Here is a 21,358-nt window from a genome sequence, read left to right as displayed (position 1 = left end):
AGCCCGCTCACCGACCATGCGCAGTCGATCCCCAACCCCGAGGTCCATCATGACAGACGTAGGTTCGCTCAACTTTCACTGCATCATCCCAGACGACAACAGTCAGACGGGAAAGACTTTCTACACCGCACTGTTTCCAAGCTGGAGGTTTCGCCACCAGCCGCCGAACGAGTTCTGGGAGATCACCGGGCCGGACGGCCGGACGCCACAGACCGCGTTTCTCGCGATCATGACCGGTCCGGGGACCCCGAAGACCCCGCTCCAGTACTACACCGTCGATTCGATCGACCAGCACCTGTCGAGGGCCGTCGAACTGGGTGCCAAGGTCGTCGTTGGTAAGACGCCAGTCCCGGGTGTCGGCTACTTCGCTGAGCTCGCTGACCCAATCGGGAGCCCGTTCGGCCTGTGGGAGAACACGCCACAGAGCCCGCAGTCCAAGACTCCCAAAGAAACACTGAAAAAGATCGGTCCGAAGGCGTTCACCGCCGAGGACTACAAGCCTGGCCTGATCCGTCACATCGTCCTCTTCCAGTACCTGCCCGACGTGACCGCCGAGCAACGTGGGCAGGTCGTCGAGCGCTTCCTCGCGCTTCAGGACGCGTGCCAGCGAAACGGCGCCCGCTATATCCTCAGCATTGAGACGGGCGCCCAGTCGAGCGGTGAAGGTGCCGACAAGTGGCTAAACCAGGGCTTCATCGTGACGTTCAAGTCCGAGGGAGATCGCAACTACTACGTGGGACAGCCTGTCGTGGAGGATCCCGCCTACTACGACCCCGCGCATCAGGTGTACAAGGACTTTGTCAAGCCGCTTGTGAGCGACAGCGACGTGCTCGTTTTCGACTTTCCGGTCGAGCAGCAAACGTATCTCCGGGTGATGCCGGCCTGACGCCGCAAAGATGGGCCTCCAGCAGAATCCGGCAAACAATTGCGCAGCGGCAGAAGGGCACGCCGGAAGTGAGCCTGCCCAACCCAGCGCTGAACCCGACGGCGCTTCGCGCCGCGGGTTACCGCAACGTTAGACGCGCCGCACTTGCACAGGTCGGAGCACCGCACACATGACAGACCTTGGTGAAATCAGAGCCCTCGAAATCCGCGACATCTGGCCCAACGAGGCACGCGACTTCACGCCTTGGTTGGCAGCCAACATCGCGCGACTGGGGGAAGCGCTCGGCATGGACTTGGAGGTGGTTGCGACGGAGGCGGAGGTTGGCGACTTTTCGCTCGACCTCTTGGCCAAGGATCTCGGAAGTGGTCGTTCGGCGGTGATCGAGAACCAGTTCGGTAACACCAACCATGACCATCTGGGCAAGCTCATCACCTATGGGAGCGGCGTCGACGCGGGGGCCATCATATGGGTGACGGAGTCCGTGCGCGAGGAACACCGGCAAGCACTCGAATGGTTGAACCGGCGAACCGACGCGGAGCTTCACTTTTTTTTGGTACTGGTCGAGGTCATGCGGATCGATGAATCCAGGCCGGCCGTCGTGTTCAAGCCTGTCGTTTTTCCGAACGAATGGCAGCGGATAACCCGAGAGAAGGCAGAAAGGCAACCCTCGAGCAAAGGGGAAGCCTATCGTCGGTACTTTCAGGTGCTCATCGACGAGATGCGCGACAAGTACCGATTTACCGGAATCAAGACGGCGCTCCCGCAAAACTGGCATTCGTTCCAATCGGGCATCACCGGGATCACCTATGGAACGAGCTTCGCGCTCGGCGGTCGAGTTCGCGCCGAGACATACATCGACTTCGGTGAGGTCGAGCGAAACAAAGCGCTATTTGACGCTCTTCTCGCACGGCGTAGTGAAGTCGAGAGCACCTTTGGCGAGCCGCTGGAGTGGGAACGTCTTGACGACAGGCGAGCTAGTCGTATTGCGGTATATCGCCCTGGCGCGATCCAAGAAGACGACGCTCGTCTGCGGGAGATCCGAATTTGGGCCGTCGAGCGATTGCTCAAGCTAAAGGCCGTTTTCGGGGCTCTCTTTCCCACCGAGATCAAGAAATTGGAGGCTGCTCGTGGAGGCGTCTAACAAGGGTCTGCGGCTGACGAACGCGCTACGCGCGCTCGCAGCCGAGGCCCAGGGCGTTCGGCAGCTTTCCCTTCGTAAGCGACAACTACGCGGAACACAGCCATGACCTCGAGCCGGCATGACTTCACTTCTCTTGTTCGCGGCAGCCTCGCGCACCGCGCCGGCTACGCGTGTTCGAGTCCGCTGTGTCGAGCCCTGACGGCGGGGCCGAGCGACGAGTCCGTTCAGGCGCGGTCAGACGTGGGCGTTGCCGCCCACATTACCGCCGCGGCGCCTGGAGGTCCTCGCTACGACGAGACCCTCTCCGAGGCCGAGCGGACTTCCGCTGAGAATGGCATCTGGCTCTGTCAGATCTGCGCGAAGAAGATCGACGACGATGTCGTGACCTATCCGGTCTCCCTTTTGCGCCAGTGGAAGCAGTATGCCGAAGCTGATGCGAGGGAGCGCCAGGGCCGCCCCACCCAGTCGGCTGGGGCAAGTGCTCTGGTCCGTGATCCTCTGGAGCAGATGATCGCGCACCGAATGAGGGATGCCCTCATCGCGGCAACGTCGCCGATGGCGGCCATGCTGGCGCGCACGGCGGGGTCCGACGCGTTCGGCATGCTCTCGCGGCTCATGCTATCCACACCCCCCGAAGGCCCTTATTCGCAATACCCTGACGTATCGATCGTGAGGCCACTGGCGGCGCACATCATTACTCCGCGATTGCTGGAGCCCGCCGTGGACCTCGACGCCGCACCAGGCGTCCGGTGGATTGACTGGATCATCTCGGGCCTTCACCAATGCGGAGCCGAGTGCAACGAGGCCCTCGGACTGTACGCATCACGTGGTCCAGGTGTTCTGATCGCGCAATTCGAGGAACTCAACAGGTGTATGCCCATGGCCGTGGACGCACTCTCAAGATTGGCTGCGCGTCGCCCCGGACAGTCATGGACAGCTCGCGACGGCTCATACTTCGAGGAGACGCTACGGGTTTTGGTCAAATCCCAACGAACGTGGATGAAGTTCTTGCTGCACTGGCAGACCAAGGTCCCGGTATGAGGTATGCACGTTCACTTCCTGCGCCGCCACTACCGAACAAGCCGCTGGTGCTGACGGTCCGGGCAGCCTCGCTCCGCTCGGCAGCCCTGCCCGCAGCACACTGGCAGACCGTTCGGCGCGCGCTTCCGGCGGCGACTCGACTCCGAGGCATGCCGCCAGATTCCGCCGCGGAATGCGGCGTCCGGCTTGACGCGAGCACGGATGGCCAATATCGAAATCTAGGATGAGCAACCCGGAAGGCTTGATCCTTGTCGCACCGTTCGCGTGGGGGCTCTACAAGTGCAGCGTACTCGCACGACGCCCGACCGCGAACAAGAAGGCCGTCTACGCCCTCGCTGCGATGCTGAGCGTGTGGTTGGTGCTCCTAACTGTTGCCGCCACCTCAGGCGGCAATATGGGAGACAATCAACTTCTCGTCGCCGGGACAGTCCTTTTCACGGGTGGCCCGATTGCCGCCAGCGTCCTCGCGATTCTCGGCCTACGGGAAATCGGACGAGGCATGCGTACCGGCGCCGAAGGACGTCAGACGGCCTATTCCCAGGGTACGTGGCAAGCCGTTGGTGCGCTGGTCCTTGCAGGCGCGGTACTCCTGCCGTTCGCGATCTACGCAGGTTCCCACTTCTCCCGGGGACGCGCGCAGTCCACGACCGCGGGCCCGTCTGCCAATTGGACGAGGTTCGCATCACCCCAAGGGGACTTCGAGGTTCAATTTCCTGGTGTGCCGGAAGAGAGCGCGCCCCCCACCGCGTCGCCCGGCGTTGCAGCCCCTCGCGTATTTGTGGCTACCCACGGCCGAGCGATGTACGGCGTGACGGTCATAGATGACCCGGCGGCGACCGTGGCGGGTGCAACGGCCGCGTTCGACGCTTGGGAGAAGGGTGTCGTCGATCGATTTCCGGGCCGCCTTACCGACCGCGTCAGCGACGCATCCGGCAGCGTTGCTACGCGGGAAATTCGAGGCGTGTCGCCCACGAAAGTACAGGCGTTCCGATTTCGTGCCGTGGCAGTCGACCGGCATATGTACGTCTTGGCGGCGATCATGCCGGAGAGCAGCGGCGACGGTCAGATCGCCGACCGTTTCTTCAACTCGTTCACGCTGAGATCGCAGTCGGGGGCGCGATGACGGCGGCAGCAGGGCGGCGCCGAACAAGCCAATGGTGCTGACTGTGCGCAGTGCCTCGCTCCGCTCGGCACGGCGCCCGGCAGCACATTGGCCAGCCGTTGGGCCGACGAGCCTGGTGCCGAGGCGAGCAAGCGGGAGGGCGCGTTCTGTGTAGGGGCGCGCTGCCACGTTCCGCGTAGCCGCGCCTTCGACGGCGTGGGTGACAATCATCGATTCCGACGGGGAGGTGGTGATTGTCGTGGCTGAGGAGCAGCTCGGGTTCGACGTCGATGGGGCCTGGCTCCGCGCACCGTCGGCGGGGATCGCCCGCTGCTTGCTCAGAGCGCCGGGCAGCGGTACGCTCTGGGCGAGGCGAACGGGGGGCAGCGGGGGCACAACGACGCAGAAGGGCTCGCCCGCTGAGTCCAACGTGACGGGTGGCATGGGCGTTTCCTAACCCCCGCCGGAGGAGCCGGACGCCTATGCGGGAAGCGCCTTACGCGAGGTTTTTGGATCCCTCCTCGTCCCCCGTGGTAAAGATTCCGAGATGGCCGAGACCGCAAACCAGACCGCGCTCTTCCCGGAGATGGAGGAGCTACCGCGACTGAGCGCAGTCGAGATCGGCGGTTGGTCGGGGCTCGGCGCGACCGTGCGGGTTGACCTCGCCGGTAGCCGCACCGTGCTCGTAGGGAAGAACGGTGCGGGCAAGTCCCTGGTGGTGGAGGGCATCTACCGCGCGGCAGGCGCAATTTTTTCGCCCCCCGTTGGGGGCCCTCGCACTTTCCGTTGCGAGGTGAACATCCCCGGGAGCGGCGCGATCGGCTACGAGTACGAACTGCACGCCCAGGAGCCCGAAGAGGACATCGATCTGTCGGTCCGCAGCGCTCGCGTGCGCTCCCGCACGCAGTTCTGGAGCGAGCGCTGCTGGAAGGTCGCTGATGGCGTGGAGCTCTGGCGGACGGTACAGGGGATGCTTTCGATGGGCAGTGCCACACCTGTGCCCATCCCTCCGACGGGCAGCATCCTGAGCCTTCCGAGTGGCGCGGCGGAGATGCCGGCCGAGGTGGAGCCGATCTCGGAGCTGCTCTCGGCGGTGAGTATGGTGCCTGCCGGTGTACCTCGAAGCGAGGCTTCGGCGCGGCGCGAAATCTTGATCGCCGGAATCGTCTCTGGCGCGAGCGGGCCGAGGTGGCGGGTTCCACGGCCCGCGGATCGCGCCGGAATGCTAGCCCGCACGCTGGTGACGCTCCAAGATCGCAGGCGCGATACCTATGACGAGTTCGTCGGGATCGTGCAAAAGTTCGGCCTCGCCCGAGATGTTCAGATCAAGATCTACAAGGATCCCGAGCCCAACGTAGCCGATGGGGAGCGCCAGGACTTCGCGTCGGTGCTCTTCGACGAGGTGAACGTCGGGCTCCTCTCAGACGGCACCCTGCGTATCTTTGAGATCGTCATCAAACTGCTGCGCGCGCCGGGGTCCGTGCTCCTCATCGAGGAGCCTGAGACGGCGATCCACCCGGGCCTCCTCCGCAAGCTGCTCGCTTTGGTCGACACCTACGCACTCGATCGTCAGGTCGTGGTCTCGACTCACTCCCCCATTGTGGTGGATTGGTGCAAGCCTGAAGAGCTGCGGCTGGTTGAACGCGTGGACAAAGCGACGGTGGTGCGCGCGCTGTCCGCTGACGACGTGCAGCGGGTGCGTGCCTACCTCGACGATGAGGGGACCTTCGCCGACTACATCTACTCGAGGTCAGACGAGGGATGAGCGCCCGCCAGTTTGGGATCCTCGCCGAGGACCAGACCGACTGCGACGCCATCGGCGTGCTCGTGAGGCGCATCGCCGGCGAGATCTTCAACGCGCAGGTGAGCATCCGACGACGCTCCGGCAAGGGCTGCGCCAAGGTCCGGAAGAAGGCCGAGGCATGGATGAAGGAGCTGGCTCGCGAGGACTGTCAGGCGGTGATCCTGGTGCACGATCTCGACCGGAGCCCCACGAACGTGCTCAACGACGAGGAAGCTTTGCGACAGCGGTTGGCCCAGATCGATGTGCCCGAAGGGGTAGAACGCCTGATCTGCATTCCGATCGAAGAGCTCGAGGCATGGTTCTGGTCCGATCCCGAGGTCGTCCGGATCGTCGGACGCGGCACCGGAAACGCTCACCCGGAACCGCACCGTATCGCCAAGCCGAAGGAGTTGCTGATGAAGCTCTCTGCCAGCGCCAACAAGAAGCCGCGCTACTTCACCGGCGACAATGTCGATCTCGCCGAGAAGCTGAACATCGACCTCTGCGCACGCCGCTGCGCAGCGTTCCTCCACCTCCGGAATTTCGTCGCGAAGGTGGTCTCCTCCTGAGCTGAGTCACGAGACCGCCATCACCTGTCTTCTTCGCAATGTTCGCAGTCGCGCAGATGATTGCATGGCACCTTTCCCATAGCTGAGCCCGTGCGAAGCGCTCAAATCGCGGCAGCGCTTGCGATCACGTTCGATGCGCCGCCGCACTTGAGTGCTGGTGATTGATCGTGTCCCGGCTGCGATATGGCTCCTGTGAAATCGTGGGCACCGGACCATGCGGGCCATCCGACCGGGTGCGGCCCAACAAGGCGCTGCACCCGACGGTGCGCCCAGCCTCGCTCCGCTCGGCACGGCGCCCCGCAGGTGAGCGCCAAGACGTTGGGCCGCAGCGGCGGCCCGCACCCGCCGAGCTCAGGGGCCGGCGCCACGCGCGGGAACGGGAAGACGGACGGCGGAGCCCTCGACGCCCGCCCATGCTCGCGTGTGCTGGCGTTGCCAGCCCTTTCGGATGCAGGATACGCCCATGGGCAAGCCCGCGCTCGACCTCTCCAAGCTCACCGCAGACGAGAAGCTGGATTTGATCGATGACCTCTGGCGAAGCCTTTCTTCGGACGACCTGCCTCTGAGCTCCGAGCTCCGTGCTGAGCTTGACCGCCGCCTTGATCGCCTCGAACTCGAAGGCCCCATCGGTGTCCCCTGGGACGACGTCCGTGCCGAGATGACCACCGACGAGCCGTGAGCCGCGTTGTCCTCCGCGCCGAAGCCCTCGGGACCTTCCGCTGATACGAGGAGCAGCGGTCTGGGCTTGGCGCCGTCTTCCGACGAGAGCTGGACGACGCCATCCAACTCATTCCGGCGCCTCGGCGCGCTCACCACGAGAAGCGCAACGTGACCTCATCCGCGTCTGGCTCGTCGAACGACCAGCCCGTCTGGGTCGCGTCGACCTGCTTGCCGGTCACCTGCTCCAGCGCACGGCCGGCGAAGCCGACGCACAGCGGTCCGAGGTGCTCGAACCCTGCGACCTCGGTGACGAGCAGCGTCGCCTCGTTTCGCTCGAGCTGCGAGCAATCCACCCGCAGCGTCCCGCCGACCATATCCTGCGCCCAGAAGTCGGGGAACTTTCGGAGGAAGAGCCGAGCGTTCATCACCCTGAGAAGCAGCTTCATCAAGGTGTTCGCTTCCTTCTCGAAGACCGTCCGGCCGCACCTCACGACGTCCAGGTAGCTCTGCGATGGCTCGTTGTGGACCTGGACGATGCCGCGCAGCACCTCGACGTAGTAGGCGCGAGGGTACCACGCGCTGCTGGACATCGTGGCCAGCGCCCTCCTGAGCTCCTGAGAGAGCCCGTGACGAACCCGGCGGACCCCAGCCTCGTCACACAGCACGTCCGAGTAGGCTGCCGCATTGAGAATCAGAGAGCCCCGGGTCATCGGTTCTTGCATTTATGCACTCTCGCGGAAGATCTCGCTGACGCAGCAAAAGAAGAGAACAACGGGTCGCCTCCGTCAAGGCGGCTTGAGCGCGTGGGCAAAGGGAGCCGGATCGCAGCGCGAGGAAGTGTGGTGCGGCGCACCGAAGTGGCGGATCTCGCCGAGCGCGGAGAGGAAGCGGACGATGCTGCTTGGCTCGGTCACCATGGCGACGAGCTTCGTCCTGCCCTTGCAGGCTGGGCACCCGAGGACATCGAGCGCGAACGTGCGGCGCAGAAGCTCTGCCCACCACCGATAGCCGCCTCTCGTCGCACGCGAAGCCGAGGTGCCGAGGAGAATGCGTCATCTCGGGCGCCCCCCTGTCACTCATCCCGTCTTGTGCGCGCGCATGCCCGATCCCGACAAGGATCAGCCTGTCTCGATCCTCCAGGCTCGTGGTGCGATGGGAAGACGAGCCCGAGCCCTCATCCGAGGCGCCGCACCCAGCGCTGGTCTGCCTCTGACATCACCGTCGCGCGTTCGCTCCAGCCGCCCATCGAGCAGGAGTCGCGCGATTGTACGATGGGACACGAATTGGGTTGCGCAGGAGGGCGGCGGAGAAGCACAGGAGCCGCGAAAATGTGAGATGAAAAACAATTTTGGTTGCGCAGGAGGGCCGCCGCGGCCGTGCAGGAGGGCGCCGGAGCCGCGCAGGAGGGTCGCCGTGGGGGCGCAGGAGCGCCGCGGGGGTCGCGCAGGAGGGCGCCGGAGCCGCGCAGGCGCGCCGGCGGCTCGTCGGGGAGGTGCGCGCGTCGAGCCCGCGCGTCATCGGCCTCTTGCGAGGCCTCCTGCCGGAGATGGCGGCGCGGCTCGACGGGGGGTGATCACTTCACGGCTTGGGGGCCGCCGCGCCGGGGTTGTAGTGCACGATGATGCCGCGGTCCTTGTTGCACTTCTGGACCTTCTCGTCCCACACACAGCCCTCCGGGCAGGGCTGCGCGCTGGGATCGCCCGTGGGGCAGATCTCGGCCTCGCCTTCCTTGGCGGCGGGCTGCTCGGGCGCCTGAGCGCCTCCGCAGGCAGAGAGCATCCAGGTCAGGACGGGGAGCACCAGAACGATCGCCGATCGACGCATGCAGACCTCCACGAGCCCGCGATGGGTGGGCTCCAGCGCCGACACGTCTACCAATTCCCAGCCCTGCGGGGCCAGCGCTTCCGCGCGGCCAGGACGAGCGCCGCGGCGAGCGCGGCGAGCGCGGCGAGCGCGGGCGGAGCGCCCGGGCCGCCCGCGCCGGCCGCGCAGGCGCACCCGCGCGGGCTCGCTGCCGCGCGCGGGAAGGTGGGCGCGACCTGCCTGCCGTCGAGCGCGGCGCCCTCGCCGGAGGTGATGAAGCCGGCCCACGCGTGCGGGTGCGGGCGCTCGCGCCGGATCTGGAGCTGCGCCGACCGCAGCGCCTCGCTGCGCCCTCCGCCGCGCGCGAGCGCCGCGTAGTACGACGTCATGAGATCCCGCGTCGCCAGGTCGCCGACCTTCCACAGGCTCATCACCTGCGTCTCCGCCCCGGCGAGGAGCAGCGCGCGGCGGAGCCCGTAGACCCCGTCGCCGCGCGGCACCTCGCCGAGGCCGGTCTCGCAGGCCGAGAGCACGACGAGCTGGGTCCCGTGGAGGTCCAGCGAGGAGATCTCGAGCGCGGTCAGGATGCCGTCGTCCTCGTCCGAGCTGCTCCGCCGCGCGTTGGCCCCGGCCAGCGCCAGGCCCGAGCGCAAGAGCGGGTTCTCGCGAAAGGCAGGGCCCTCGAGCGCGGCGCCGCGGGTGTTCGCCGGATCGGCCAGGGAGCCCTGGTCCGGCAGGAAGAAGCCGTGCGTCGCGATGTGCAGCACGCGCGGCCGCTGCGCCCGCTTGAGGGCCTCCTCGGTGGCCGACGGGCCGGTCAGGACCGTCGCGCTGGCCAGCGCGCTGCGCACCGCCTCCGCCTCGCGCTCCGTGCCCGGCAGGGGCGGGAAGCGCGCCCCGGCCAGCTCGGCGGAGCGCAGGCCGCGCGTGGCGCCGTCGTCCGGCGCGAGCTCCGAGAGGCTGCCGAACGCGGGATCGGCGATGACCAGCACGCCTCCACGCGGCGCCGCGGCGCCCGCGGCGCGCAGCAGATCGCGCCCGCTCGTCAGGTAGGTGAACGACGCGCCCTCGATGAGATAGCGGCCCTCCTCGTCGACGAGGGCGGCGAACGGCACGAGGTTCAGCGCGCCGTCCGGGCTGAGGAGGAGCCAGCGCGCGGGGCCGAGGGCGCCCCGGATCGGCTGCATCACGAGCGCATCCAGGTGACGCGCGCGCGCCCGGGGGTCTCGCTCCGGGTTCGAGAGGTCCCGCGAGAGCTCCGCGGCGGCCGCGTCGATGGCGGCGGCGTCGCCGAGATCGACCCCCGCGACGTCCCCGCGCCGCCCGACGACATAGGCCGCGTAGCGAGGCTTGCCCCACGTGGGCCTCACCGGCGGCCCGAACGGGTCGTGGGGCCGGTACTGGACGATCTCGACGAGCGCCGCCCCGTCGGGGATCGCCGCCTGCACGCCCTCGACGGTGATCGGCGGCCGCGTCGCGTCCGCCGGGCGCGCGGCGCGCGTCCGCGCGGCGAGCTGGAACTCGAGCCGCTGGCGCTCGGACTCGAGCTGCTGCACCTCGCGCTGGTGCTCCTCGGCGGGGACGTCGATCGGGCCGCGGGTGATCGCGGTGGACAGCCTGGCGTCGAGCTGCGTGAGGGCGCCGAGGAGCGCCCGGCCCTCGGCGTCGAGGCTCTGCCGCAGCGCCGCGAAGCTCTCGGCGATGGCGTCGAGCGCGAGCCCCTTGCGCCGGAGGATCGACCGCAGGGCGAGCCGCGCCGCGGCCTGGTCGCGCGGGGCATCCCGGAGGTGCAGCGAGAGGGTCGCGTCGGTGTCGCGCTGGACGAGGCCCATGTACAGGCGCTTCTGCCGCTCGGAGCCCCTCGCCAGGTTGGCCCGGGCGCTCCGGTCCTGAAGGCCGGCGGCCCGCTCGCGCGTCCGCACGGCGACGGCGGTCCGGCCCTGCGCGACGTACAGGTTCGCGAGGTGCCCCAGCACGCGGACGATGGCCGGGTGATCCGGCGCGAAGACCCGCTCGCGGATCACCAGCGCCTGGAGGAGCAGCGCCTCCGCCGCGGGATCGCCTTTGCGCGTGAAGAGCACGCCGAGCTCCTCCAGCAGATCGGCGCGCACCGCGCTCTGCGCCGGGAGCCCGGGCTCGATCCGCGGGCGCAGGTCGAGGAGGCGCCGCTCGGCCTCCTCGACCTGCCCGCGCCGCAGGCAGAGCTGCGCGGCGCGCAGATCCGGGAGCGAGTAGACCCACGGCGCGCCGTCGCCGGCCTTGCGGAGGAACGAGCGCATCGTGTCGAGCGTCTCCGCGAAGGAGCGCAGCGCGCGTTGCTCCAGGTACAGCCGCGCGAGCGAATCGACGGCATAGAACTCGCCCCAGCCCTGGAGGAGCGGCTGGGCCCGCTTCAGGAGCTCCTCGGCGCTCTGGAGGTCCCCGAGGTCCAGGTAGACGTTGGCGAGCCGGGTATAGAGCATCCCTTCGTCGTTGAAGGAGGGCTGCTCGCGCGTCAGCCCCCGCACCAGCAGCGCTTCGGCGCGCGCGTAGTCGCCGTAGCCGAGGTAGAAATGCGCGAGCTCGTCGTCGACCTCGGAGGTGCCCTCCAGCAGCGCAAAGTACCTGTCGGCGAGGGCGGCGCCCCCGGCCAGATCGTCCCTCTCCACGGCCGCTCTCCAGCGCTCGTGGGCCGCGGAGAGGTCCTCGCTCGCCTGCTCGGCGGGGCTCGGCTGCGCCGCGATCGGCGCGGGCCCGGCCGCCGAGACGAGCGCCGCCACGGCGAGCGAGAGGAGCCGCGCGCGGCCGCGTGCGCCGCGCGACGACGGTGACCCGCGCGAGGGGCGTTCCTCCGAGCGGCAGGGGCGAGGATCGATGTCGCGGTCGGCGCGCTCCGGGCGGCGGGGTGGCATCGCGGAGCAGCGTAATCTGCCCCCGCGCGCCTCGTCGACCGCTCGGCTAGGCTCGCCGCCCTCGTCGCCCATGCTCCGCTCTCGACTGATGATCCTCGCCGCCGCGGTCCTCTGGTCCACCGGAGGGGCGGCCATCAAGCTGATCTCCCTCGACGGGTGGCAGGTCGCCTCGGCCCGCGCGTTCATCGCGGCGCTCGCGCTGGGCCTGGCCATGCCGGGCGCGCGCCGCCTCCCCTCGTGGCGCACGCTCGGCGTCGCGGCGATCTACGCCGCCGTCCTGGTGCTGTTCGTGCAGGCCACCAAGCTGACGACGGCGGCGAACGCGATCTTCCTGCAGTCCACCTCGCCCGTGTACGTCCTCTTGCTCAGCCCCTGGCTGCTGGGCGAGCGGCCCTCGCGCGGCGAGATGATCGCGGCCCCCATCTTCATCCTGGGCCTCGCGCTCTTCTTTCTGGACCAGCTCTCGGCGGGGCAGCTCCTCGGCAACGCCCTGGCGCTCCTCTCCGGGCTCGCGTTCGCGCTGTGCATCCTGAGGTTCCGCGCCGCTCCGGACGACAACCCCGCGGTGCTCGTCTGGGGCAACGTCCTCGCGTGGCTCGGCGCGCTGCCGATGGCCCTGGGCGGCGCGGCCCGCCCGGGGCTCGTCGACCTCGGGCTCCTCGTGTTCCTCGGCGCGGTGCAGATCGGCGTGGCGACCGCCCTGTTCAGCCGCGGCATGCGCCACACGCCGGCCGTCGAGGCCTCGCTGCTGGTGCTCCTGGAGCCGGTGCTCAACCCCGTCTGGGCGCTCCTCCTCGTCGGGGAGCGCCCCGGGATCTGGTCGACCGTGGGCGGCGCCGTCCTCCTCGGCGCCACCGCCTGGCGGGTCCTGCTGGCGGCGCGCGCCACGCCGCAGCAAGCGCCGGCGCCGAGCCAAGGGGTGAACGTCGAGGCGTGAACGTCGACGCGTGAACGTCGACGGGAGGGAGGAGGCGCGATCCTGGCTGGATCAGGCCCGCCGCGGGGCGCGGCGAGCCGCTGGGACGGCGTCGCGGCCGCCCCGTGCGACCGCGGCGCGCCTCACTTCGCTTCGACCTTCACGTTGGCGTTCGCCTTGAAGCTCGCCTTCCCGCCCGCTCCGCCGCCGTCGTCGTCCGCGGGCACGGTCGCCTTCAGCTCGAACGACGGCGGGGTGTTGGGATCGCACTCCGGCGGCGGCCCGAACCCGTCGGCGTTGAACTTCCACGCGAGCGACCCCGAGGCCGACGGATCCTTCCGGATCGCCTTGATCTCCACCTCGTGCTCCCCCGCGCGCGCCGGCGTGCAGTACGAGAGCAGGTAGAAGCGCTTCATGTGCGCCTCGATCTTCGCCGCGATCTTGTCGAACGACTCCTTGACCTTCGCCTGGTCCGCCGCGAGCTCGGTCCCGTCGCGCCCGATCTCGTCGAGCCGCGCCTTCTCGATCTCGGCGCCGACGCCGACGACGAAGATCTGGTAGTTCTCGTACTCTTCCTTCTTGAGCTCGTTCAGCATGTCCTCCCGGCTCACGCGGTTCGCGCGATCGGTGCCGTCCGAGAAGACGACGAGCGTGCCGAACTTGAGGGGACGACGGTCCTTGTCGAGCTGCTTCTTGAGCTCCCGGATGCCCTCCATCACGCCGCCGTGGAGGTTCGTCGACGTGTCCTTCGGCTTGTAGCTCCGGAGCCCCTCGAGCCCGCCCTCGACCGAGCCCTGCGCCTCGGTGAACGGCACCACCGAGTGGATTTTTACCTCGCCGTCGAACGCGTAGACGCCGACCTTCTGGCTCTTGCCCACCCGATCGCTGAACGACTGCGCGGCGTCGACGAGGGCGTCGGCCTGACCCGACTCGGTGATGCTGCCGCTCATGTCGACGAGCAGCATCGTGTACATGACCGCCGCGACCTCGGGGTTCTGGATGGTCTGCTTGCTCTCGAACTTCGAGACGATCTCGCCGTCCTCGTAGATCTCGAAGTCCTCGGCCGTGAGGCCGCCCACCGGCTCGTCCTCGCCGGCGTCGACGCTGAAGAACACCCAGACGTTGTTCGGCTTCTTCTGGGCGGAGTTGATCCGGGTCACCCGCAGCCCGCCGCCGCACGCCACGCTCGACAGAGCGAACAGGGCAGCGAGCAGGATCCGGAACGCTGGAGAACAAAGGAGGATTTTCACGCGCGCGATTAGCGCGCATCGGACGCCGCGATGTCAATTCGCTGCCGCAGGCGGCCCCTCCCCGCGGCCGCCCCGCCGGGCGGGCACGGCCGCACGGCCGCGCGGCGGGGAGGGCGGCGCCCCCCCCACCTAGTGGCTGGCCGCGCCGCGCGCGGCTCCGGACGACGCGCCGCCCGCGCGGCCGCCTCGCCGATCGTGCAGGGAGGCGCTCGCGCTGGTTTACTCCGGGAGGGAGACCGCCGTACATAGGCCCGCGCGCCTCGAAGACCCCGCGCGTCGCCTCCGGACGCTCAGCGAGTTGGTCTCCCCGGGCCGATTTCCGTTACCCTGTCGCCGCATGGCACGCATCCTGATCGTCGAGGACTCGCCGGCAATGCGAGCGTACATCCGCTCGACGCTGGAGGACCGCGTGCTGGGGCTCGCGGGTGACGTCGACATCGTGGAGGCCGTGAACGGCTTCGACGCGCTCCGGCTCCTGCCGCGCGGCGCGTTCGATCTCGTGATCACCGACATCAACATGCCCGACATCAACGGGCTCGAGGTGATCCGCTTCGTCCGGCAGAGCGACCGCTACCGGCACGTCGCGATCCTCATCATCTCCACGCAGGCGACCGAGCGAGACATCCAGCGCGGGCTCCGCCTCGGCGCCGACCGCTTCCTCCCGAAGCCGTTCACGCCCGAGGCCCTGCGCGACGCGGTGGTCGCGAGCCTCGAGGCGCGGGCCGAGGCGCCGCAGGCCGGCGCCTCCCCGTCCGCTGACGGCGCCGCCGGCGCCGACGATCGCGCTTCCGCTGCCTCCCCGCGCGCGGAGGAGCCCGCGGCCCGCACCAAGCAGCCCGGCTCCGGCGAGGGAGGCGGCGGCTGATGGTCGACAGCGGCGATCGGGCGCGCGAAGAGTTCTTCTCGGAGGCGCAGGAGATCGTCGAGGGGCTCGGGCGCGACCTCCTCGCGCTCGACGAGGCGGTGCGGACCAACAAGGTCGACCCCGACGTCATCAACGACGTCTTCCGCGCCGTGCACACCCTGAAGGGGCTCGCCGGGCTCTTCGGCGCGACCCGGATGGCCACCCTCTCGCACGAGCTCGAGGAGCTGCTCGACAACCTCCGCCTCGGGCGCATCGAGGTCAGCGCGTCGGTCCTCGATCTCCTGTTCCGCAGCGTCGAGCTCTACGGGCGCATCCTCCAGAACGAGAAGGACGGGCGCGACGCGCCGATGCCCGAGGTCGACGACCTCCTGCGCCAGCTGCACCAGGACGCGGGCCCGAGCGCGGCAGGCCTCCCCGACGACAACTACGACCTCGATCCGGGGCTGCTCTCCGTGCTCACCGAGTACGAGGAGCACCGGCTGCGCACGAACATCGCGAGCGGGATGACCCTGTTCCGGCTCCGCGTGCAGTTCCACCTCGCCACGATCGATCAGGCCCTCGACGACCTGAAGATCACCGCGAAGCCGTACGGCGAGATCATCACCTACCTGCCGACCGGCGCGGGCGCGGACCAGGACTCGATCGAGCTCGACATCCTGATGGCCTCGCGCGCGCCGCTCGAGGAGCTCCAGCGCGCGCTGCACCAGGCCGGCGCCGCCGTCGAGGAGATCCCGCGGCGCAACAACAACGGCCACGGCCGGGTCGCCCCGCCGGGCATGCCGTCGATGTCCGCGGCGCTCCGGGGCGGCGCGCCGACCGGCGTGTCGCGGGCCGTCGACCTGACCGGCTCGATATCGGCGGCGAGCCCGCCGTCGAGCGCGCGCGGCAACCGCAAGGGGGAGCTCAGCTCCATCCGCTCCGTCGCGCAGACGGTGCGGGTCGACATCCACAAGCTCGACCGGCTGATGAACATCGTCGGCGAGCTCGCCCTCGTCCGCTCCGCGCTCGGCCGCCTCGTCGAGCGGCTCCGCGCGGCGCCCACCGAGCGCGAGCTCTCGCTCGACCTCCACAGGCTCCAGCGCACGTTCGACCGGCACCTCGCCCAGATGCAGGCGGGCATCCTCGAGGTCCGGATGGTCCCGCTCGGGCAGGTCTTCGACAAGCTCGCGCGCGTCGTCCGCCAGATCAGCCGCGACGCCGACAAGCTCGTGAACCTCGTCATCACGGGCGCCGAGACCGAGGTCGACAAGCTCATCGTCGAGGAGCTCAGCGACCCGCTCATGCACATGATGCGCAACGCCATCGACCACGGCATCGAGTCGAAGAGCATGCGCGAGGCGGTGGGCAAGCCGGCGGTCGGCACGATCGCGCTGAACGCCTTCCAGAAGGGCAACCACGTCGTCATCGAGATCGAGGACGACGGCAAGGGCATCGACGTCGACAAGCTGCTCGACGCCGCCCTGCGCCGCGGCGTCATGACCCAGGAGGACGCGCGGACCACGAGCTACCGCGAGGTGCTGAACCTCATCTTCCAGCCGGGCATCTCGACCAAGACCGACGTCAGCGAGATCTCGGGGCGCGGCGTCGGGATGGACGTCGTGAAGACGAACATCAGCAAGCTCGGCGGCGTCATCGACGTGCACAGCGAGCCCGGCATCGGCACCAAGATGACGGTCACGCTGCCGATCACGCTCGCGATCATCAGCGCGCTCATCGTCCGGGTCGCCGACCGGCTGTTCGCGATCCCGCTGACCAACGTGCAGGAGGCGGTCGCGCTCGACGAGGCCACGGTGCGCCAGATCGACGGCCGCGAGATGATCACGCTGCGCAACAGCACGCTCCAGCTCTGCTACCTGGCGCGGCTCTTCGGCCTGAACGAGGAGGAGGAGCTCAGCGCGCGCATCGCCGGCCTGCTCGGCGGCGCGCGCGGCGGCTCGGCGGCGCGCGCCGCGGTCGGCGGCGGGCGCCGGGGCGACGGCCGCGCGACGCTCGGGCTCCAGGGGGGCAGCAAGCGCAAGTACATCGTCGTGGCGTCGGTCGGCGCGCGCAGGCTGGGCCTCGTCGTGAGCACGCTCATCGGGCAGCAGGACGTCGTGATCAAGGCGCTCGGCCCGTCGCTCTCCTCGGTGCGCGGCTTCTCCGGCGCCACCGAGCTCGGCGACCAGCGCATCGCGCTCGTCCTCGACGCCCCCGCGCTCATCGAGGAGATCCTCCACGGCGGGGACCGGCAGCGCAGCGATCCGCGGAGCACCCATGGCTAACCTCACCCGAAGGCCCGCCCGGATACCGGTCTCGAAGCGGAACTCGCGCGCGCAGGCGAGCGGCCCGCGGACCGAGTACCTCGCGTTCACGCTCGCGGGCGACACCTACGCCGCGCCCGTCTCGCTCGTGCGCGAGATCCTGAAGCCGCCCCCGCTCACCCCGGTGCCGCGCGCGCCGGACTCGACGATGGGCATCGTCAGCGTGCGCGGGCAGCTCGTCACCGTCATCGATCTGCGGCGGCGGATGCGGCTGCACGAGAGCGCGGCGCAGCGGCGGGCGCGCATCCTGCTCGTCGACGCGGCGAACGGCGAGACGCTCGGCCTCTTCGTCGACGAGGTCCAGCAGGTCTACCGGCTCGCCGACGCCGAGATCGAGCACGCCGCGACGGCGCTCGGGGGGGACGTGGCGGGCTACATCGCCGGCATCGCCCGGCCCATGCACGGGGCGAGCGCGTCGGATGGCACCCAGGGCGAGGCGCAGCCGCGCGTCATCATCCTGCTCGACCTGCAGGCCATACTCGCGTCCTAACGGACGATTTCGTCCGCGCCCGGGCGGCTCGTAGAGCCCGGGCGCTCGGAGGCTCAGATGCCGTTGACTGGAGAGCGCAGCCGTCCCGACCCGCAGAAGAGCCTCGTCGGCTTTGTGGTCGGCGACGTCCACTACGCGATCGACATCACGCGGGTCCGCGAAATCGTGAATCCGCTCGAAGTGACCACGCTGCCGCACACGCCCCCCGAGGTCGCCGGCGTCGCGAACCACCGCGGCGAGGTGGTGCCGGTCATCGAGCTCCGCGTGCGCTTCGGGCTGCCTCCGGTCGATCCGACCCGCACCACCAAGTGGATCCTTGTCGACGTGGGGACGCACACGGTGGGGCTCGTGGTCGACGCGGTGACGGAGGTCTTCGGGACGAGCGGCGATTACCGGCCGACGCCGCCGGTGGGCGGCAGCAGCGATCTGCGCGGCATCACGGGGGTGACGACCCACGACGAGCGGATGATCTTCGTGCTCGACGTCGGGCGCTTCATCGAGCTCGCCCTCGCGCTCGCCGCGTCGGGCGCCCTCCTGGAGGCGCCGTGAGCCGCGCGTTCGACGATCTGGGTCCGTTCGAGGCCCCGCGCGCGGGCGACGCGGGCTCCTGGCCGGCCGAGCCCGAGTCCATCTCGCCCAGCGTGCGGAGCTCGCCGATGCCGATCGCGGCGATCGCCGCGGCGCTCTCCGCGGACGACGCCGAGGAGCGCCGCCAGGCGGCCGCGCGGCTCGGCAGGGCCGACGTCGTCGAGGCGTTGCCGCTCCTGCTCCGCGCGCTCGGGGATCCCGACTGGCGCGTCCGCAAGGAGGCGACCTACGCCTGCCACCGGCTGATCCAGGCCGCGCCCGCCTCCGCGGCGGCGCAGGCCGGCGAGGGGGAGCGGCCGGCCTCACCCGGCGCCGGCGCGGAGGGCGAGCGGCCGTCCGCCCCGCAGCTCCTCGTCGCGGCGCTCCTCGACGCGCTTCAGAAGAGCGAGGACGTCGGCCTCAGGAACGCGGCCATCGAGGTGCTCGGCTACTGCGGCCGCGACGCCACGCCGGCGCTCGTCGACGCGCTCGGCGCGCTCGCGGGGGACGAGCGCAAGCTCGTCGTCGACGCGCTCGGCCGCACGCGCGACCCGGCGGCGCTCGACCCGCTCTACGCGGCGCTCGCCGAGCAGGACGACAACCTGCGCCAGAGCGCGATCGAGGCGATCGCCGGGATGGGGCTCATCGCGCGCGAGCGGGTGACGGACATCCTGTACGAGCGGCTCGCCGACCGGGATCGCTTCGTGCGGCTGACCTCGCTGAACGGGCTGAACGGGCTCGAGGCGCCGGTGCCGTGGCGGGTGCTCTCGTCGCTCATCGACGACCCGATCCTCCGGCCGGCGGCGCTGGTCGCCGCGGCGCTCGCGGAGAGCCCGGAGGCGCCGCGGGCGCTCTGCGCGGCGCTCGCGACGGCGCGGGGCGGCGCGTTCGCGCAGCTCGTCCGGGCGCTCGCGCGGCTCGCCGAGGGGCCGCTCGCGTCGCACGCGGTGGACGCGCTCCGGGCGGCGCCGCCCGAGGTGGGCGCCCGCCTCGTGCAGGCCGCCTCCGCCGCGCCGGGCTCGGGCGGCGCGGAGCCCCCGTCGTGGCGCGGCTTCGGCGCGGATCCGGTGAGCGGGCGCGCCCAGGCGCTCTTGCTCGCGGCGATGGCGCGCGCCCCGGGCGCGGCCGACGCCGCGGTGCAGGCGATGATCGAGCCCGCGCTCGTCGAGACGGCGCAGCGCGCGCTGGGGCTGCTCGGCGCGGAGGCGCTGCCCTCGGTGCTGTCCTACCTCGAGCGCCACATCGATCCCGACCCGGATCTCTGGGAGGGCGTCGACGACGCGACGGCCGCGCTCCTCGACGGCGCCGTGGCGATCGCGGAGCAGGGCGGGCGCGAGAGCGCGCCGGGGGGCGAGCGGCCCGCCATCGACGCGACGCTCGCCGAGCTGCTCGGCGCGGTGCGGCGGTCGGTCCGGAGCCCCTCGACGCTCGTGGCGACCAGCGCGCTCTACGGGCTCGCGAAGATCGGGGCCGCGGTCGACTTCCCGCTCATCGTGTCGCAGACGCGCGCGATCTCGCTGCCGGTGGCGCGCGCGGCGGAGAGCGCGCTCGCGGGGCTCACGGAGCGCTACCCCGGGACGGCGCGCGAGCTCGCGCGCGGGCTCGCGCTGGCGGAGGACACCCAGCTCGCGGCGGCGATCGTGATCGAGGCGCTCGGCGACGCGGAGCCGGAGGAGATCGCGTTCCTCACGAGCGCCGCGTCGGCGGGGGACGTGCGCGCGCGCCGCGCGGCCGTGACCGCGATCGCGGCGGCGGCGGGCGTCTCTGCGCTCGACGTGCTGAGCCTGTCCCTGGCCGACGAGGAGCGCGAGGTCCGGCTCGCCGCGGCGCGCGCGCTGGGCCGCCTGTACGCGTCGCTCTCGGACCGCGCGAGCGACGAGCGGGCGCGCGCGCGCGAGCTGCTCGGGCTGGTGCGCGCGTCGGGGGAGCCCGATCTCATCGCGGCCGCGGCGCAGGGGGGCGCGCCGTTCCGCTCGGATCCTCCCTGGAGCGACGCCGCGGAGCGGCACAGCGCGCCCGTGGCGATCGACGGCGGTGAGGGCCCGGCGTCCCCCTCGGGGGTGACCGGGGGGCCGCCGTCGGGGAAGGTGCTGTGAACCGGCGGCGGGACGACGAGATCCGCCTCTTGCCTGACGAGTTCCAGAGGCTGCGTGACCTGTTCAACAAGCACTGCGGGCTCCAGTTCGGGCCCGAGGCGCGCACGTCGATGGAGCGCCGGCTGCGCGAGCGGGTCGTCGAGCTCGGGCTCTCGTCGTTCGCGCAGTACCACGAGTACCTGCGCTTCCACAGCCGCGGGCGCGCCGAGCTCGACGAGGCGCTCGAGCTCATCACCGTCAACGAGACGTATTTCTTCCGCGAGGACTACCAGCTGCGCGCGCTCATGACCGAGCTCGTGCCCATGATCGTCAAGGCGGGGGGCGCCAGGGGCCGGCTGTCCATCTGGAGCGCGGGCTGCTCGACGGGCGAGGAGGTCTACTCGATCGCGATCGCCGCGCGGGAGTCGGGCGCCGCGGAGCGCCGCGAGGTCCGCATCTTCGGCAGCGACATCTCCCGCCGCTGCGTGATCGCGGCGCGCAGGGGGGTGTACGGCGCCTCGTCGTTCCGCGTGACGCCGCCCGAGCTCAAGCGGCGCTACTTCGTGGAGCGCCCGGACGGGTTCCACGTGTCGGACGAGCTGCGGGCGCTCTGCCAGTTCGGCCACCTGAACCTGCTCGACTCGTCTCGCTCGGCGGTGGTCGGGCGCGTGGACGTCATCTTTTGCCGCAACGTCCTCATCTACCTGGACGAGGAGTCGCGGCGCCGCGTGATCGACATCTTCTACGAGCGCCTCTCGTCCGGCGGGTTCCTCCTGCTGGGCCACTCCGAGTCGCTCCTGAACGTCACGACCGCGTTCGAGCTCGTGCACCTTCGGGAGGATCTCGTGTACCGCAAGCCGGCGGCCACGCTGCGTCTGGGGATCCCGGAGATCTCGCCCGATCGGGGCGGCCCGGAGCGGGGCGGCGGGGAGGAGGGCGGATGAGTTGCCAACGAAGTCGAGGCTGCGCAGGCGACGGTTGGTCCCATGGCGCTCCGGGTGGGGTAGAATGAACCTCCG

19 protein-coding genes are annotated in these 21,358 nt (G+C 70.1%); 14 read left to right on the top strand and 5 right to left on the bottom strand.

The window, feature by feature from the left end; all coding sequences use genetic code 11:
* The first annotated feature begins 49 nt into the window (after nt 1-49).
* From ACSRUE_RS40460 to ACSRUE_RS40430, 7 genes are all read left to right on the top strand, one after another.
* A complete protein-coding gene (locus ACSRUE_RS40460; RefSeq protein WP_441288210.1) occupies nt 50-886 on the top strand; it encodes a Dabb family protein in 837 nt (278 codons plus the stop codon).
* A 169-nt stretch (nt 887-1,055) separates the two neighbouring features.
* Nucleotides 1,056-2,027, top strand: a complete 972-nt coding sequence (locus ACSRUE_RS40455; RefSeq protein WP_437765667.1) for a DUF4268 domain-containing protein — start codon at nt 1,056-1,058, stop codon at nt 2,025-2,027.
* 102 nt (nt 2,028-2,129) lie between these two features.
* A complete protein-coding gene (locus tag ACSRUE_RS40450; protein WP_441288209.1) occupies nt 2,130-3,068 on the top strand; it encodes a hypothetical protein in 939 nt (312 codons plus the stop codon).
* A 223-nt stretch (nt 3,069-3,291) separates the two neighbouring features.
* Complete coding sequence (locus tag ACSRUE_RS40445) at nt 3,292-4,191, top strand: hypothetical protein (RefSeq protein WP_441288208.1); 900 nt, start codon at nt 3,292-3,294, stop codon at nt 4,189-4,191.
* 526 nt (nt 4,192-4,717) lie between these two features.
* The gene (locus tag ACSRUE_RS40440) at nt 4,718-5,935 is read left to right on the top strand and encodes an AAA family ATPase (protein ID WP_441288207.1); all 1,218 of its coding nucleotides are present in this window, start codon (nt 4,718-4,720) and stop codon (nt 5,933-5,935) included.
* Entirely contained in the window at nt 5,932-6,522 is a 591-nt protein-coding gene (locus ACSRUE_RS40435; RefSeq protein WP_441288206.1) for a DUF4276 family protein, read from the top strand. The genes ACSRUE_RS40440 and ACSRUE_RS40435 overlap by 4 nt, the downstream gene beginning before the upstream one ends.
* Before the next feature lie 463 nt (nt 6,523-6,985).
* The gene (locus ACSRUE_RS40430) at nt 6,986-7,201 is read left to right on the top strand and encodes an addiction module protein (protein ID WP_441288205.1); all 216 of its coding nucleotides are present in this window, start codon (nt 6,986-6,988) and stop codon (nt 7,199-7,201) included.
* A 130-nt stretch (nt 7,202-7,331) separates the two neighbouring features.
* Here the strand turns inward: ACSRUE_RS40430 and ACSRUE_RS40425 are convergent, their stop codons facing one another.
* From ACSRUE_RS40425 to ACSRUE_RS40410, 4 genes are all read right to left on the bottom strand, one after another.
* Nucleotides 7,332-7,772 carry a hypothetical protein gene (locus ACSRUE_RS40425; RefSeq protein ID WP_437769503.1) on the bottom strand — a complete coding sequence of 147 codons (441 nt, stop codon included), beginning with the start codon at nt 7,770-7,772 and terminating at the stop codon, nt 7,332-7,334.
* 195 nt (nt 7,773-7,967) lie between these two features.
* Nucleotides 7,968-8,099, bottom strand: coding sequence for a hypothetical protein (locus ACSRUE_RS40420; protein WP_441288204.1), 132 nt, complete (start codon nt 8,097-8,099; stop codon nt 7,968-7,970).
* Nucleotides 8,100-8,760: 661 nt separating this feature from the next.
* Nucleotides 8,761-9,006 (bottom strand): hypothetical protein, encoded by a 246-nt coding sequence (locus ACSRUE_RS40415; RefSeq protein WP_441288203.1) that lies wholly within the window; start codon nt 9,004-9,006, stop codon nt 8,761-8,763.
* A gap of 47 nt (nt 9,007-9,053) precedes the next feature.
* Complete coding sequence (locus ACSRUE_RS40410) at nt 9,054-11,876, bottom strand: CHAT domain-containing protein (protein ID WP_441288202.1); 2,823 nt, start codon at nt 11,874-11,876, stop codon at nt 9,054-9,056.
* Nucleotides 11,877-11,946: 70 nt separating this feature from the next.
* On the opposite strand from ACSRUE_RS40410, the gene ACSRUE_RS40405 reads away from it, so the two are divergent.
* Complete coding sequence (locus ACSRUE_RS40405; RefSeq protein WP_441288201.1) at nt 11,947-12,813, top strand: DMT family transporter; 867 nt, start codon at nt 11,947-11,949, stop codon at nt 12,811-12,813.
* 122 nt (nt 12,814-12,935) lie between these two features.
* Here the strand turns inward: ACSRUE_RS40405 and ACSRUE_RS40400 are convergent, their stop codons facing one another.
* Nucleotides 12,936-14,042, bottom strand: coding sequence for a VWA domain-containing protein (locus ACSRUE_RS40400; RefSeq protein WP_441288200.1), 1,107 nt, complete (start codon nt 14,040-14,042; stop codon nt 12,936-12,938).
* 337 nt (nt 14,043-14,379) lie between these two features.
* On the opposite strand from ACSRUE_RS40400, the gene ACSRUE_RS40395 reads away from it, so the two are divergent.
* From ACSRUE_RS40395 to ACSRUE_RS40370, 6 genes are read left to right on the top strand one after another with little or no spacing between them, the layout of a single operon-like run.
* Nucleotides 14,380-14,907 carry a response regulator gene (locus ACSRUE_RS40395; RefSeq protein ID WP_441288199.1) on the top strand — a complete coding sequence of 176 codons (528 nt, stop codon included), beginning with the start codon at nt 14,380-14,382 and terminating at the stop codon, nt 14,905-14,907.
* Entirely contained in the window at nt 14,907-17,168 is a 2,262-nt protein-coding gene (locus tag ACSRUE_RS40390; protein ID WP_437769498.1) for a chemotaxis protein CheA, read from the top strand. The genes ACSRUE_RS40395 and ACSRUE_RS40390 overlap by 1 nt, the downstream gene beginning before the upstream one ends.
* Entirely contained in the window at nt 17,161-17,697 is a 537-nt protein-coding gene (locus tag ACSRUE_RS40385; protein ID WP_012234230.1) for a chemotaxis protein CheW, read from the top strand. Before ACSRUE_RS40390 ends, ACSRUE_RS40385 begins: the two co-directional genes overlap by 8 nt.
* Before the next feature lie 57 nt (nt 17,698-17,754).
* The gene (locus tag ACSRUE_RS40380) at nt 17,755-18,246 is read left to right on the top strand and encodes a chemotaxis protein CheW (RefSeq protein ID WP_437985216.1); all 492 of its coding nucleotides are present in this window, start codon (nt 17,755-17,757) and stop codon (nt 18,244-18,246) included.
* Complete coding sequence (locus ACSRUE_RS40375) at nt 18,243-20,360, top strand: HEAT repeat domain-containing protein (RefSeq protein ID WP_441288198.1); 2,118 nt, start codon at nt 18,243-18,245, stop codon at nt 20,358-20,360. Before ACSRUE_RS40380 ends, ACSRUE_RS40375 begins: the two co-directional genes overlap by 4 nt.
* On the top strand, nt 20,357-21,283 hold the full coding sequence (locus tag ACSRUE_RS40370) for a CheR family methyltransferase (RefSeq protein ID WP_441288197.1): 927 nt from the start codon (nt 20,357-20,359) through the stop codon (nt 21,281-21,283). The genes ACSRUE_RS40375 and ACSRUE_RS40370 overlap by 4 nt, the downstream gene beginning before the upstream one ends.
* Nucleotides 21,284-21,358 lie beyond the last annotated feature (75 nt).

Source organism: Sorangium sp. KYC3313, from assembly GCF_052075895.1.
In the GTDB taxonomy this organism is placed as follows: Bacteria; Myxococcota_A; Polyangia; order Polyangiales; family Polyangiaceae; genus Sorangium; species Sorangium cellulosum_B.
The sequence above is the reverse complement of the archived record's forward strand: the minus strand, read 5'-3'. Positions and strand labels throughout refer to the sequence as shown.